Annotated in this window: 11 protein-coding genes and 3 pseudogenes; 5 read left to right on the forward strand and 9 right to left on the reverse strand. The window is 69.5% G+C overall.

The features are described from left to right. Positions 1–118: AAA family ATPase (locus AIIKEEIJ_RS33930; protein ID WP_338020909.1), on the reverse strand; the 118-nt coding region annotated here is incomplete at its 3' end. On the opposite strand from AIIKEEIJ_RS33930, the pseudogene clpX reads away from it, so the two are divergent. Continuing rightward, a pseudogene (clpX, locus tag AIIKEEIJ_RS05475) lies at positions 108–950 on the forward strand (ATP-dependent Clp protease ATP-binding subunit ClpX); the annotation flags it as partial. The gene AIIKEEIJ_RS33930 and the pseudogene clpX overlap by 11 nt on opposite strands. 217 nt (positions 951–1,167) lie before the next feature. On the opposite strand, the gene AIIKEEIJ_RS05480 reads toward clpX, so the two are convergent. Next, positions 1,168–2,511, reverse strand: a complete 1,344-nt coding sequence (locus tag AIIKEEIJ_RS05480) for an MFS transporter (protein ID WP_029543097.1) — start codon at positions 2,509–2,511, stop codon at positions 1,168–1,170. Positions 2,512–2,677: 166 nt separating this feature from the next. Then, positions 2,678–3,328: a TetR family transcriptional regulator gene (locus AIIKEEIJ_RS05485; protein WP_029543099.1), complete on the reverse strand. Its 651-nt coding sequence runs from the start codon at positions 3,326–3,328 to the stop codon at positions 2,678–2,680. Between the two features lie 102 nt (positions 3,329–3,430). Between AIIKEEIJ_RS05485 and AIIKEEIJ_RS05490 the strand changes: the two genes are divergently transcribed. Continuing rightward, positions 3,431–4,303, forward strand: a complete 873-nt coding sequence (locus AIIKEEIJ_RS05490) for a shikimate dehydrogenase (protein WP_043796574.1) — start codon at positions 3,431–3,433, stop codon at positions 4,301–4,303. Between the two features lie 55 nt (positions 4,304–4,358). Here AIIKEEIJ_RS05490 and AIIKEEIJ_RS05495 read toward each other — a convergent pair whose 3' ends face one another. Next, complete coding sequence (locus tag AIIKEEIJ_RS05495; protein ID WP_161995135.1) at positions 4,359–5,027, reverse strand: TetR family transcriptional regulator; 669 nt, start codon at positions 5,025–5,027, stop codon at positions 4,359–4,361. 62 nt (positions 5,028–5,089) lie between these two features. Between AIIKEEIJ_RS05495 and AIIKEEIJ_RS05500 the strand changes: the two genes are divergently transcribed. Beyond that, positions 5,090–6,268: a lipase family protein gene (locus AIIKEEIJ_RS05500; RefSeq protein WP_161995136.1), complete on the forward strand. Its 1,179-nt coding sequence runs from the start codon at positions 5,090–5,092 to the stop codon at positions 6,266–6,268. 19 nt (positions 6,269–6,287) lie between these two features. On the opposite strand, the gene fdhD is transcribed toward AIIKEEIJ_RS05500, so the two are convergent. Together fdhD and AIIKEEIJ_RS05510 are read right to left on the reverse strand one after the other, a co-directional pair. Further along, a complete protein-coding gene (gene fdhD, locus AIIKEEIJ_RS05505) occupies positions 6,288–7,100 on the reverse strand; it encodes a formate dehydrogenase accessory sulfurtransferase FdhD (protein ID WP_029543107.1) in 813 nt (270 codons plus the stop codon). Beyond that, positions 7,100–9,409 carry an FdhF/YdeP family oxidoreductase gene (locus tag AIIKEEIJ_RS05510; RefSeq protein WP_161995137.1) on the reverse strand — a complete coding sequence of 770 codons (2,310 nt, stop codon included), beginning with the start codon at positions 9,407–9,409 and terminating at the stop codon, positions 7,100–7,102. Before AIIKEEIJ_RS05510 ends, fdhD begins: the two co-directional genes overlap by 1 nt. 239 nt (positions 9,410–9,648) lie before the next feature. Here AIIKEEIJ_RS05510 and AIIKEEIJ_RS05515 point away from each other — a divergent pair, with 239 nt between their 5' ends. After that, entirely contained in the window at positions 9,649–11,001 is a 1,353-nt protein-coding gene (locus tag AIIKEEIJ_RS05515; RefSeq protein ID WP_006937288.1) for an ammonium transporter, read from the forward strand. Positions 11,002–11,168: 167 nt separating this feature from the next. On the opposite strand, the gene AIIKEEIJ_RS05520 is transcribed toward AIIKEEIJ_RS05515, so the two are convergent. From AIIKEEIJ_RS05520 to AIIKEEIJ_RS05530, 3 genes and pseudogenes are all read right to left on the reverse strand, one after another. Continuing rightward, positions 11,169–11,816 carry a helix-turn-helix domain-containing protein gene (locus tag AIIKEEIJ_RS05520; RefSeq protein ID WP_029543111.1) on the reverse strand — a complete coding sequence of 216 codons (648 nt, stop codon included), beginning with the start codon at positions 11,814–11,816 and terminating at the stop codon, positions 11,169–11,171. Between the two features lie 134 nt (positions 11,817–11,950). Then, a complete protein-coding gene (locus AIIKEEIJ_RS05525; RefSeq protein WP_006937284.1) occupies positions 11,951–13,276 on the reverse strand; it encodes an FMN-binding glutamate synthase family protein in 1,326 nt (441 codons plus the stop codon). A 34-nt stretch (positions 13,277–13,310) separates the two neighbouring features. After that, a pseudogene (locus tag AIIKEEIJ_RS05530) lies at positions 13,311–13,640 on the reverse strand (protein glxC); the annotation flags it as partial. Position 13,641: 1 nt separating this feature from the next. On the opposite strand from AIIKEEIJ_RS05530, the pseudogene AIIKEEIJ_RS05535 reads away from it, so the two are divergent. Then, a pseudogene (locus AIIKEEIJ_RS05535) lies at positions 13,642–13,746 on the forward strand (glutamine amidotransferase); the annotation flags it as partial.

The raw sequence follows: 13,746 nt of genomic DNA on the forward strand, positions 1-13,746 counted from the left end.
TCAGGGCGGTGGCGTCGGCGATCGCGAACGGCACGTTCAGCATCTTCGCCAGCGTCTGCGCCAGGTACGTCTTCCCGCAGCCGGTGGGCCCGAGCAGCAGGATGTTCGACTTGGCCAGCTCGACCGAGGCCGGCTACGTCGGTGAGGACGTCGAGAACATCCTCCTCAAGCTCATCCAGGCGGCCGACTACGACGTCAAGCGCGCCGAGACCGGGATCATCTACATCGACGAGGTCGACAAGATCGCCCGCAAGAGCGAGAACCCGTCGATCACCCGCGACGTGTCCGGTGAGGGCGTCCAGCAGGCGCTGCTGAAGATCCTCGAGGGCACCCAGGCGTCGGTGCCGCCGCAGGGCGGACGCAAGCATCCGCACCAGGAATTCATCCAGATCGACACCACCAACGTGCTGTTCATCGTCGCCGGTGCGTTCGCCGGGCTCGAGAGGATCGTCTCGGACCGGGTCGGTAAGCGCGGAATCGGCTTCGGCGCCGAGGTGAAGTCCAAGGCCGAGATCGACACCACCGACCACTTCGCCGAGGTCATGCCCGAGGATCTGATCAAGTTCGGTCTCATTCCCGAGTTCATCGGCCGCCTGCCGGTCGTCGCCTCGGTGACGAACCTGGACAAGGATTCGCTGGTGCAGATCCTGTCGGAGCCGAAGAACGCGCTCGTCAAGCAGTACGTCCGGCTCTTCGAGATGGACGGGGTGGAGCTGGAGTTCACCCAGGACGGGCTGGAAGCTGTCGCCGATCAGGCGATCCTGCGTGGTACCGGTGCCCGCGGCCTGCGCGCCATCATGGAAGAGGTCCTGCTGCCGGTGATGTACGACATCCCGAGCCGCGACGACGTCGCCAAGGTGGTCGTCACCGCCGAAACCGTCAACGACAACGTGCTGCCGACTATCGTGCCGCGCAAACCCGAACGGGAGCGTCGCGACAAGACCGCCTGATCCGACCGCGTGAAAGGCCCCGGCATCCGTGCCGGGGCCTTCGCCGTAGGTGGGGTGCTTCCGCCGGAGCCTGCGACGCCGCGGTGGCCGCGACGCCACAGTGCCCGCGACGCCGCGGTGGCCGCGACGCCACAGTGCCCGCGACGCCACAGTGGCCGAATGTCACATCACGTCACTCGAAGCGACGTGATGTGACATTCGGCCACGTAAGCGGAGGTCAGATGCGGTTGCCGAGTTCGCGCAGCGGGGTGCGGAAGGTTTCCTTCGCCGACAGGGCGGACACGGCGCACACCAGGCAGGCGCCGGACGTCAGGAGGGCGACGGGCAGCCAGTTCGTCGGATCGCCGCCCATGAGCGCGGTGCCGATGGCGGGGGCGAAGCCGGCGATGGCGAAGCCGAGCTGGGTGCCGATCGCCATGCCGGAGTAGCGGACCTTGGTGTTGAACATCTCGGCGTAGAACGCCGGCCAGATCGCGTTGGGCGCGGCGTAGAGCAGGCCCATCAGGGCGATGCCGGCGGCGAAGATCAGCGCGACGTTGCCCGTGGAGATGGCCTGGAAGTACACGAAGATGAACACCGCCGAGCCGAGGACGCCGGTGACGAAGACGGGCTTACGGCCGACGCGATCCGACAAGGCGGCGAGGGCGGGCTGGCTGAACAAGGCGACGGCGTTGGCGGCGATCGCGACCCCCAGCATCGTCGACTTGGCGATGCCCACCTCGGCGCTGGTCGCGAACGCCAGGCCGAACACGGAGAAGATGGTGCTCACCACGGCGACGAAGGCGCAGAAGATCACCCGGGTCAGGTTGGCCGGATGGGTGCGCAGCAGGTCGGCGACCGGCAGCTTGGCGACCTCGTGGGACTTCTTGGTCTCCGCGAACTCCTCGGGCTCCTCGAGCTTGAGCCGCATGACGTACGCGGCGGCCAGCACGAACAGGCTGCCCCAGAACGGTACGCGCCAGCCCCAGCTGTAGAGGATGTCGTCGGGCATGGCCGCGACGGGCAGGAACACCAGGCTGGCGAGGATGAAGCCGGCCTGGGTGCCGTTGAGCGTCCAGCTCGCGAAGAATGCTCGACGGTTCTGCGGGGCGTGCTCGAGAGTCAGCGAGCTGGCGCCGGACTGCTCGCCGGCGGCGGAGATGCCCTGGAAGATTCGCATCAACACGAGCAGCGCGGGAGCGAGTACGCCGATCGACTCGGCGCTGGGGATCAGGCCGATGCCGAAGGTGGCGACGCCCATGAGGATGAGCGTGAACAGCATGACGTTCTTGCGTCCGACCCGGTCACCGAAGTGGCCGAGCACCACGGCGCCGAGCGGCCGCGCGACGTAGGCGACACCGAAGGTCGACAGGGACAGCAGCGCCGCGTGGCCGCTGTCGGGGAAGAACACGGTCGGGAAGATCAGGGCGGCGGCGGATGCGTAGATGTAGAAGTCGTAGTACTCGAGCATGCTGCCGAGGAAGGCCGACGACGCTGCGCGCTTGACCTTGGTGGTGTCGTGCGGGCGGGTTTCGGTCGTCATACCGGAATTCTCCGGCGTGTCGAGGGTGTGCGCGGTCATCGCGTCTCCTGTGCGGAAAAGGGGAGGGGATGTTCGAGATACGAACCCGGGTTCGTACTGCGTTGTCTCGAATGTAGGCGCCATCACACGGTGAACGCAAGATGTATGAACTAGATAGTTCATAAAATTTCGGAACGCGTCCCCGTGCGCATTCCCCCGAGGTCCCTCAGTCGGGCAGGGTCGTCAGGAACGCGACGAGGAGGTCGCCCAGCATCCTCCGATGCCTGGTCCGCAGCTCGTCCGCGGCGAGGTTCTGGTCGAACAGGGCCTGCCAGGTGTACCGGTTGGCGGTGCGGAAGACGCAGAAACTGCTGATCACCAGGTGGACGTCGAGGGCGTCGACGTCGTCGCGGAAGAGGCCGTCGGCCCGGCCGCGTTCGAGGATGCCGGTGAGCACGTCGACGGCGGGGGCGCCCAGGCCGGCGAGATGGGGAGACTGCCGGATGTGCTCGCCCCGGAGCATGTTCTCGTTGGCGACGATGCGGATGAAGTCGGGATGCTGGTCGTGGTGGTCGAACGTGGCCTCGGCCAGCACGCGGATGGCGTCGACGGGGCCGAGGTCTTCGAGGTCCAGCTCGCGCTCCTGGGCGCGGATCGTCCCGTAGGAACTCTCGAGGACGGCCCGGTAGAGGCCCTCCTTGTCGCCGAAGTAGTAATAGATCATCCGCTTGGTGGTCTGCGTGCGCTCGGCGATCTCGTCGACCCGGGCTCCCGACAGTCCCTTGTCCGCGAACTCCGCGGTGGCCACCTCGAGGATGTTCTCCCTGGTGAGGTCGCTGTTGCGGCGTCGTCGGCCGGTCGTCTGCTCGGGTGCCATGGCGCCACCCTATCGACCGGGGTCTTGTCTCCGTGCCGCCCGTGGCCGTACGCTATGGCTTGTAACTCACTAGTTCGTACATTGTGACGTGAAAGGCCCGCCATGACCGACTCGATTCTCTGCGGCCTCATCGGAACCGGCATCGGTGCCTCGCTGACACCCCCGATGCACGAGGAGGAGGGCGCGCGGCAGGGTCTGCGCTACGTCTACAAGATCATCGACCTCGACGAGCTGGGCCTCTCGGTCGCCGACCTGCCGCGGCTGCTGCGCACCGCGCGCGAGCTGGGCTTCCGGGGCCTGAACATCACCCATCCCTGCAAGCAGGCCGTCCTCGACCATCTCGACGACCTGTCGCCCGAGGCGAGCCGCCTCGGCGCCGTCAACACCGTGCTGTTCGACGGCGGGCGCGCGATCGGTCACAACACCGACTGGTCGGGCTTCGGCCGCAACTTCGACCGCGGACTCCCCGGCGTCGCGCTCGACGCGGTCGTCCAGCTCGGGGCCGGTGGGGCCGGGGCGGCGGTCGCGTACGCCGCGCTCACCCGCGGGGTGCGCGCGTTCACCGTCGTCGATCCCGACCTCGCGCGCGCCACCGCGCTGCGCGACACGCTCACCGTGCTGTTCCCGGACGTTGCCGTCTCGTCCGCGACGCCGGCCGAGCTGCCGCGGCTGCTGGCCGCCGCGGACGGCCTGATCCACGCGACGCCCGTCGGCATGGCCGCACATCCCGGAACGGCCTTCGACCCGGCACTGCTGCGCCCCGACCTGTGGGTCGCCGAGGTCGTCTACCGGCCCATCGAGACCGAACTCGTCCTGCGTGCCCGCGCACTCGGCGCCCCGACCCTCACCGGCGCGGGCATGGCCGTCTTCCAGGCTGTCGACGCATTCCGCATCTTCACCGGGGTGGAGCCCGACGCCGACCGCATGCTTGCCCACATGACGGCCCTGATCGAGGCGGAGCGGGTGCCGGCCTGATCTGTCCGTGGGGACGACGGCGCCGTGTCACCGCGGTCGGGACGACGGCGCCGAGTCACCGCGGTCGGGACGACGGCGCCGAATCACCGCCCGGCACGCGCAACATTGCGCAGGCGAGCTCGACGATCTCCGACTCGAAGGTGGACAGGTCGGTCGCGTCCCCGGCCTCGTGGGCGCGCTCCCACGAGGCGAACGAGCCGATGACGAAGCGCACCGTCAGCCCCACACGCCGACGGGCGTCGGCTTCGGGGAGGTCGAGACACTGCGCGATCGTCTCCAGCAGGGAGGCGAGGACGTTGAGCGACTCGTCGGACGGGTAGTAGTCGGCCTGGACGGCCCCCGGCTGGGGGACCGCCAGGAACACCAGGGGGGCGGTGGCGAGCCACTGCTCGTTGAAGCGAGCCCAGTAGCTGGGCCTCCCGCGGGCGATCTCGGTGACGAGCGGATGGACGTAGGCATAGACGAGCCGTTCGAGTGCCGGGGAGCCGTCGAGGTGGGCCGCGTCCGTCAGTGCCGCCCGCTGGGCGTTGACGCGCGGCGCGTGCCGGCTCCAGACCGCGTCGAGCAGTCCGTGCCACGAGCCGAAGTGATAGGCGATCGCCGAATTGTTGCGCTGACCGGCGGCTGTGACCACCTCGCGCGCCGAGACGCCGTGGATGCCGCGACGGGCGACGAGTTCCTCCGCGGCATCCAGCAGAGCGAGACGACCTGTTGACACTGCCATGCGCCCACTGTACTAAGAAGTTCGACTTTCCAATTAATAAGAACTTCTTAACGGAGGATTCCATGGGTCATCTCTCCTCCCGGAGCGTCCTCGTGGCGCTCGCGGTCACCTCGGTGCTGGCCGCCACGGCCTGCGCGGATTCCGAACCGGCCCCCGCTGTCGAGCGTTCCCCCGGCGCGCTGATCAGCACCCGGCCGCTGACGAGCGCGGCGGCGCTGCCCAGCGCGGCGCGCACGGAACTGATCACCTACCTCTCGGAGGACGCCACGGGACGCCCGATCCTCGTGTCGGGCACCGTTGCGATCCCGCGCGGCGACGCCCCCGGCGGAGGATGGCCGGTGATCAGCTGGGCGCACGGCACGACGGGTGTCGGAGATGCCTGCGCGCCCTCGGCCGACACGGTCGGCGGACCCGCCCACAGCTACCTCTCGCGGACCACCGCGATGCTCGATCGGTGGGTCGCCGACGGCTACGCCGTGGTCCAGACCGACTACGAGGGCCTCGGAACGCCGGGCGGACATCCCTACATGAACGGCGACAGCGCCGCGAACACGGTCGTCGACATCGTGCGTGCCGCACGCGAGGCCGAGCCCGGCATCGGAAACCGGTGGACGGTGATGGGGCACAGCCAGGGCGGGCATGCGGCCCTGTTCACCGCCGCCCAGGGCGCGGAGCGCGCTCCCGAACTGGAACTGCAGGGCGCGGTAGCGTTCGCGCCGGGAAGCCGGACGAGCGAGACCGCCGCCTACTTCGCAACCGGGGGCCCGGGGATCGCTCAGGCCCTGACCTTCCTGCCCGTCCTGTTGCTCGGCGCCGAGGCCGCCGACCCCGAGGTGTCCGCCGACGCGATGCTCACGGACGCGTCCCGTCCGCTGCTCGCGGCGGCGCGCACCGGGTGCATGGACGACGTGCGCAAGGTGGCCGCGACCGTTCCCGTGGACCAGGTGTTCGCGCCCGGTGCGGACGTCGGGCGCCTGACCGAATACTTCGCCACGCAGGAACTCGAGCAGCTCGCCCTCTCGGTGCCGACCCTCGTCGTGCAGGGCACCGCGGACGTGCTCGTGGCCCGGCAGGTCACCGACGAGGTGACGAAGACCCTGTGCGGCAACGGCTCCCCCCTTGCCTACCGGGTCTACGACGGTGCCGACCACCGCGGCGTGCTCGAGGTTTCCCACGACGACGTGCGGGCCTTCGTCGACGGGGTCCGCTCGGGCGACGCGCCCGAACAGGACTGCAGCTGAGCCGTTCCCGGGCCCCCGCTCATACGACGGATCCGGTGTAGACGTTCATCGAGTCGCCGCGGAGGAAACCGACCAGGGTCAGGCCGGACTCCGCGGCGAGATCGACCGCCAGCGACGAGGGGGCCGACACCGCTCCGAGCGCCGGGACGCCGGCCATCACGGCCTTCTGCACCAGCTCGAAAGAGGCCCGCCCGCTGACGACGAGGACGGTGTCCGGCAACGGGACCCGGTTCTCGGTCAGTGCCCAGCCGAGCACCTTGTCGACCGCGTTGTGCCGGCCCACGTCCTCCCGCAACGCCAGCAGGGTGCCGTCGGGGGTGAACAGCGCTGCGGCGTGCAAGCCCCCCGTGCTCTGGAAAACCTTCTGCCGCTGCCGCATTCGTGGTGGCATCGAGGCCAGCGCGCGGGCGGAGACCACGAAGCCGTCGGTCAGCGGGAACCGGGTGCGCCCGCGGATCCGGTCGAGGGACTCCTTCCCGCACACCCCGCACGCGGAGCTGGTGAGGAAGTTGCGGGCGCCCGCACCGTCGGGAACGGAGATCCCCGGCGCGAGGTGGACGTCGAGCACGTTGTAGGTGTTGGCGCCGCTGTCGTCGACGCCGTCGCAGTAGCGCACCACGGAGACGTCCTCGCGGCCGCCGACGATCCCCTCGGCGAGCAGGAATCCGTGGGCGAGTTCCACGTCGTGGCCCGGGGTGCGCATCGTGACCGTCAGGGCGCGGCCGTTGAGGCGGATCTCCAGCGGTTCCTCCACCGCGAGGCTGTCCGGTCGGCGTGCCTGCCCGTCCGCGGTGATCCGCAGGACGGGCCGGCGCGCGGTGACCCGCCCCATCAGTCGGCCCCGGCCCGCTCGAGTCGGACGACGATCGCCTTGGAGACCGGGGTGTTCGACTTCGTCGCGACGTGGTCGAGGGGGACCAGCGGATTGGTCTCCGGGTAGTAGGCGGCCGCGTTGCCGCGCGGGGTGCTGTACGCGATGATGCGGAAGTCGCGGACGCGACGCTCCTGCACCGCGCCGTCGGCGGGCCACTCGGACACGATGTCGACGAGGTCGCCGTCGGCGAATCCGAGTTCGGCGATGTCGTCCGTGTGGACGAACACGACCTTGCGGCCGTTCTTCACGCCGCGGTAGCGGTCGTCGAGCCCGTAGATGGTGGTGTTGTACTGATCGTGGCTGCGCAGCGTCTGCAGCACGAGCCGGCCCGGGGGAGTGGGCACCCACACCAGGTCGTTGACGCTGAAATTGGCCTTGCCGGTGTGCGTGCGGAATTCGCGGTTGTCGCGGGGCGGGTGCGGCAACTGGAACCCGTCGCGCCGGCGGACCTTGGTGTTGTAGTCCTCGCAGCCGGGCACGACCCGCCCGATCGAGTCGCGGATCAGGTCGTAGTTGCCCTCGAACGCCGACCAGCGGACCGGATGGTCGGGGCCGAACAGCTCGCGGGCGAGCCGGCAGACGATCGCGACCTCGCTGTGCAGCTGGTCGCCGACCGGCTGCAACCGGCCCCGTGACAGGTGCACCATGAACATCGAATCCTCCACGGAAACAAGCTGTTTGCCGCTCTCCTGGATGTCGAGGTCGGTGCGTCCGAGGGTGGGCAGGATCAGCGCTGTGCGCCCGTGCACGAGATGGCTGCGGTTGAGCTTGGTCGAGATCTGCACGGTCAGCTCGCAGCGGCGCAACGCCTCCTCGGTGGCGTGGGTGTCCGGGGTCGCGGCGACGAAGTTGCCGCCCATCGCCATGAAGAAGCTCGCCCGGCCGTCGCGCATCGCGCGGATCGCCTCGACGGTGTCGTACCCGTGCCTGCGCGGGCTCGTGATCCCGAACTCGAGGTCCAGCGCGGCGAGGAAGGACTCGGGCATCTTCTCCCAGATGCCCATCGTCCGGTCACCCTGCACGTTCGAATGCCCCCGCACCGGGCAGACCCCGGCCCCGGGCTTGCCGATCATCCCGCGCAGCAGCAGCAGGTTGACCGCCTCGGCGATGGTGGCGACGGCATGGGTGTGCTGAGTCAGGCCCATCGCCCAGCACGCCACGGTGCGTTGGGAGGTGGCCAGGTCCCGGGCGGTGGACCGCAGCTGCGCCTCGCTCAGCCCGGTGGCCTCGAGGACGGTGCCGAGGTCGACCGCGCGGACGTGCCGCTCGTAGTCGTCGAAGCCGGCGCAGTGGGCCTCGACGAAGGCCCGGTCGATCACGGTGCCGGGCGCGGCGTCCTCCGCCTCGAACAGCAGCCTGCCGAGCCCCTGGAACAGCGCCATGTCGCCACCGAGGCGGATCTGCAGGAACTCGTCGGCGATGTCCGTGCCGTGGCCGAGCACGCCGTCGACGCGCTGCGGGTCCTTGAACCGGAGCAGCCCCGCCTCGGGGAGCGGGTTGATCGCGATGATCTTGGCCCCGTTCTCCTTGGCCTTCACCAGGGTGGAGAGCATGCGCGGATGGTTGGTGCCCGGGTTCTGACCGGCGATGAGGATGAGGTCCGCGTGCTCGAGGTCCGGCACCGACACCGAGCCCTTGCCGATTCCGATGGTCTCGACGAGTGCGCTGCCGGAGGACTCGTGGCACATGTTGGAGCAGTCCGGCATGTTGTTGGTGCCGTAGCTGCGGATCAGCAGCTGGTAGAGGAACGCGGCCTCGTTGCTGGTGCGGCCCGACGTGTAGAAGACGGCGTGGTCCGGGGTGGGGAGCGCACGCAGGTGGTCGGCGATCAGCCGGTACGCGTCGTCCCAGTCGACGGGGGTGTAGTGGGTCGCGCCGGGGCGGAGGACCATCGGATGGGTCAGGCGGCCCTGCTGCCCGAGCCAGTAGCCGGTCTTCTCCGACAGTTCCGCGACGGAGTGACGGGCGAAGAACTCGGGCGTGACCGTCCGCAGGGTGGCTTCCTCGGCGACGGCCTTGGCGCCGTTCTCGCAGAACTCCGCGGGCTTGCGGTGGCCGGGCGTCTCGGGCCAGGCGCACCCCGGGCAGTCGAAACCGTGCCGCTGGTTGAGCCGCGGCAGCGTGGCCGCCGTGCGGGCCACGCCCATCTGCTCGTAGGCGCGTTTCAGCGACACCAGGACCGCCGGGACACCGGCGGCGTGGTCCTTGGGTCCGGTGACCTCGAGGTCGGATTCCACGATGTCGTGCAGCGGACCGTGTCGAGTCATGTGTCCATCCTCACCCGCGAGCGATGCGCATACCAGTTCGAACGCTACCGGTCGCCCCCGAGCGAGCGCTCGGCGGTGGGCAGTGCCGGGGGCGAGCCGCCGTTACACGAAGTTCACCGGCGGCTCCCACGCAGATTACACACTGGGTTCACTCTCAGATGACGGTGATTAACAACATAAGACAGTCACCGCGACACGTACGAGGGGCGATCCCTCGGGACTGAACAAGGTGGACACCTATGGAAGAGGCAATCGCTGCCGCCGACACCGCCTGGATTCTCGCGGCCTTCACGGCGGTCTCGCTGATGGTTCCCGGGCTGGCGCTGTTCTACGGCGGCATGGTGAGCGTCCGCAGCACGCTCAACATGATCATGATGACGTTCGCGGGCTTCGCGCTCGTCGGAGTTCTGTGGGTTCTGTTCGGCTACTCGGCGGTGCTCGGAAACTCGCTCGGCGGTGCCGGACTGCTCGGCAACCCCCTCGAGTATCTCGGGCTCGGCCAGCTGCTCGAGGCGCCGGCCGAACCGGGACTCCCGCCGGCGCTGATAGCCGGATTCCAGCTCTTGTTCGCGGGCATCACGGTCGCCCTCGTGTGCGGCGCCCTTGCCGACCGCATGAAGTTCTCGGCCTGGATGGTGTTCGCCGGGCTGTGGGCTGTGCTGGTGTACTTCCCCGTCGCGCACTGGGTCTTCGCGTTCGATTCCGAGGACGGGTCCGTCGTCGGCGGCTGGATCGCCAACACCCTCGGTGCGGTCGACTTCGCCGGCGGCACCGCCGTGCACATCAACGCCGGCATCGCGGCCCTCGCGGTCATCATCGTCCTGGGCAAGCGGCGCTCGTTCCTGAATCCGCCCCGCCCGCACAGCCTTCCGCTGACCGTTCTCGGTGCCGGCATCCTGTTCTTCGGCTGGTTCGGGTTCAACGGCGGTTCCGCGCTCGCCGCGGACAACAACGCCTCGGTCGTCGTGCTCAACACCATCGCTGCGTCGTGCGCCGGCATCTGTGGCTGGCTGATCGTCGAGAAGCTGCGGGAGGGTCACGCCACGACCCTCGGCGCCGCGTCCGGCCTCATCGCCGCGCTCGTCGCGATCACCCCGGCCTGCGGTGCCGTCTCGCCGCTCGGCGCACTGGTCGTCGGTGCCCTGGCCGGTGCGCTGTGCTGCTTCGCGATCTCGCTGAAGTTCCGCCTGGGCTACGACGACGCTCTCGACGTCGTCGGCATCCACCTCGTCGGCGGTGTTCTCGGCACGCTGCTCATCGGTTTCCTGGCGGTGCCGGAGGCTCCCAGCGGCGCGGCCGGGCTGTTCTACGGCGGCGGAATCGGCCTGCTCGGCACCCAGACCGTCGCGGTGCTCGCGGTGCTGGCCTACTCCTTCGTCGTCACCTGGATCATCGCCAAGGGTCTCGACCTGGTGATGGGCCTGCGCGTCGATCCGGAGGCCGAGTACGAGGGTCTCGACGTCGTCGTGCACGGCGAGACCGCCTACGTGCTCGACGCGGTGGGCTTCACCGGCACGTCCCGTACGGAGGCGGCGTCGGTCGCGGAGGCGGCGACGGCACTCACGTCCAAGGCGGCAGCCGAGAAGCTCTGACCGAGGACCGACAACGGGTGAGGCCCCCGCTACGGCGGGGGCCTCGTTCGTCGTCGAGCGGGAGATTCTCGCGACGAGGGGGCGGTTACCGCTGCCTGCACCCGCGATGCACCGCGGCGGTGTCCCTCTCGACGCGGAAACCCCCCCGCTCGTGGTGGAGAGCGGGATCAGTCCTGGTGTTTGTCCGGGTACGCGGTGACCGCGAGGAACCGGATGGGCAGGGTGACGAGCTCGTTCGGCCCGTGGATGCCCTCGCCGTCGAGCAGCAGGGCGTCGCCGGGTTGGAGCCGGTACTCGGATTCGCCGTGCCCGTAGACCATCTCGCCCTCGAGCATGTAGAGCAGCTCGGTCCCCGGATGCTGGAACAGCGGGAAGACCTCGCTCGCGTCGGTGAGCGTCACCAGCACGGGCTCGAGCCGCTTGTGCTGGCCCCGCAGCGTGCCGAGCAACTCGTAGTGGTGTCCGACGCGGGTGCCGCGGCCGACGATCTCCGCGCCCTGGCCGGCCTTGACGAACACCGCCTCGCGCTGCGCGTCGGCGCCGCGGAACAGCGACGTCACCGGTACGTCGAGACCTGCGGCCAGGCGGGCGAGGGTCGAGAGGCTGCACGACGTCTGGGCGTTCTCGATCTTCGACAGCATCGCCTTGGAGATGCCCACCTTCGCGGCCATGTCGCCCACGGAGAGCCCGCTGGCGATCCGCAACTTGCGGACCTCCTGTGCGATGGCGCGTTCCAGGTCCACCCCGGTCGGGGTGTCCCGCGGGACCTCCCGGCCCGGCGCGTCGTGCAGTACGGGGCGCTCGGGGCTGCTCATGTCCTCACTGTACGTGCTGTTTCCCGACAGTGGACGATCGTGCGAGGGGCAGGCACACGGAACGAGCGAATGTGCCTTACCGTCGGACAGGCCGACAGTAAGGCACATTCGCTCGGTGGAAGGCGGGCAGCGGCTCAGAAGCCCTGGCCGGGCACCCAGTTGGTGCCGGCCAGTGGCACCCGCGCCATGGCGGCCGACTCGATGGTCAGGGCCACGAGGTCCTGCGGCTCGAGGTTGCGCAGGTGCGACTTGCCGCAGGCGCGTGCGATGGTCTGGGCCTCCATGGTGAGCACGCGCAGGTAGTTCGCGAGGCGGCGGCCGCCCTCGACCGGATCGAACCGGGCCTGCAGGTCCGGATCCTGCGTGGTGATGCCGGCGGGGTCCTTGCCGTCCTGGAAGTCGTCGTAGAACCCGGCGGCCGAGCCGAGCTTCTCGTACTCCGCCTGGTACCGGGGGTTGTTGTCGCCCAACGCGATCAGCGCCGCGGTGCCGATGGCGACGGCGTCCGCGCCGAGGGCCATGGCCTTGGCGACGTCGGCGCCGGACCGGATGCCGCCGGAGACGACGAGCTGCACGCCACCGGGCGTGCGGTGCATTCCCATCTCCTGCAGCGCCTGCACGGCCTGGGGGATCGCGGCGAGGGTGGGAATGCCGACGTGCTCGATGAACACGTCCTGCGTGGCGGCCGTGCCACCCTGCATGCCGTCGACCACGACGACGTCGGCACCGGCCTTCACGGCGAGCTTGACGTCGTAGTAGGTGCGGGTTGCGCCGACCTTGACGTAGATCGGCTTCTCCCACCCGGTGATCTCGCGCAGTTCGATGATCTTGACGGCGAGGTCGTCCGGGCCGGTCCAGTCGGGGTGCCGGCACGCGCTGCGCTGGTCGATACCGACGGGCAGGGTGCGCATTCCGGCGACGCGCTCGGTGATCTTCTGCCCGAGCAGCATGCCGCCGCCGCCGGGCTTGGCGCCCTGGCCGAGGACGACCTCGATCGCGTCGGCCTTGCGCAGGTCGTCGGGGTTCATCCCGTAGCGCGACGGCAGGTACTGGTAGACGAGGTGCTTGGACTGACCGCGTTCCTCCGGCGTCATGCCGCCGTCGCCGGTGGTGGTGGACGTGCCGACCTCGCTGGCGCCGCGCCCGAGAGCCTCCTTCGCCCGCCCGGACAGCGCCCCGAAGCTCATGCCGGCGATGGTGACCGGGATGTCGAGGTGCAGCGGGTACTTCGCGTGCCGGTCGCCGAGGACCACGTCGGTCTCGCACTTCTCGCGGTAACCCTCGAGCGGGTACCGCGACATCGACGCGCCGAGGAACAGCAGGTCGTCGAAGTGCGGAAGCTTGCGCTTGGCGCCCCATCCGCGGATGTCGTAGATGCCGGTCTCGGCGGCACGCTGGATCTCGTGGATGACGTTGCGGTCGAAGGTGGCCGACTCACGAAGTCCGGGCTGGAAGGTCATGGGAGTCTCCTGGGATGCGGTGCGGGCGGTGCGATCAGTACGCCGAGGCGTTGTCGACGTGGAAGTGGTAGAGCCCGCGGGCGGAGCCGTAGCGGGTGAACTCGGCGGGGTCGGCGTCGAAGCCGGCCGCCCGGAGGAGTTCGCGCAGTTCCTCGAGGTGCTCGGGCCGCATCTCCTTCTTGACGCAGTCCGCACCGAGGGAGGCGACGGTGCCGCGGATGTAGATGCGCGCCTCGTACAACGAATCTCCGAGGGCCTCGCCGGCGTCGCCGAGGACGACGAGCCGTCCGGCCTGTCCCATGAAGGCACTCATGTGGCCGATGCTGCCGCCGACGACGATGTCGACGCCCTTCATGGAGATGCACGGCTTCGGCGACGACGTGACCGTCCTCAAGGGCATGGGCGATCCGGTGGCGCTGGCCGAGCGCTTCGGGATCCCGGCCGCCTCCGGCTGGCAGGGCGTCGGCCAC

This window comes from Rhodococcus sp. YH1, assembly GCF_009939605.1.
Lineage (GTDB): Bacteria > Actinomycetota > Actinomycetes > Mycobacteriales > Mycobacteriaceae > Rhodococcus > Rhodococcus aetherivorans.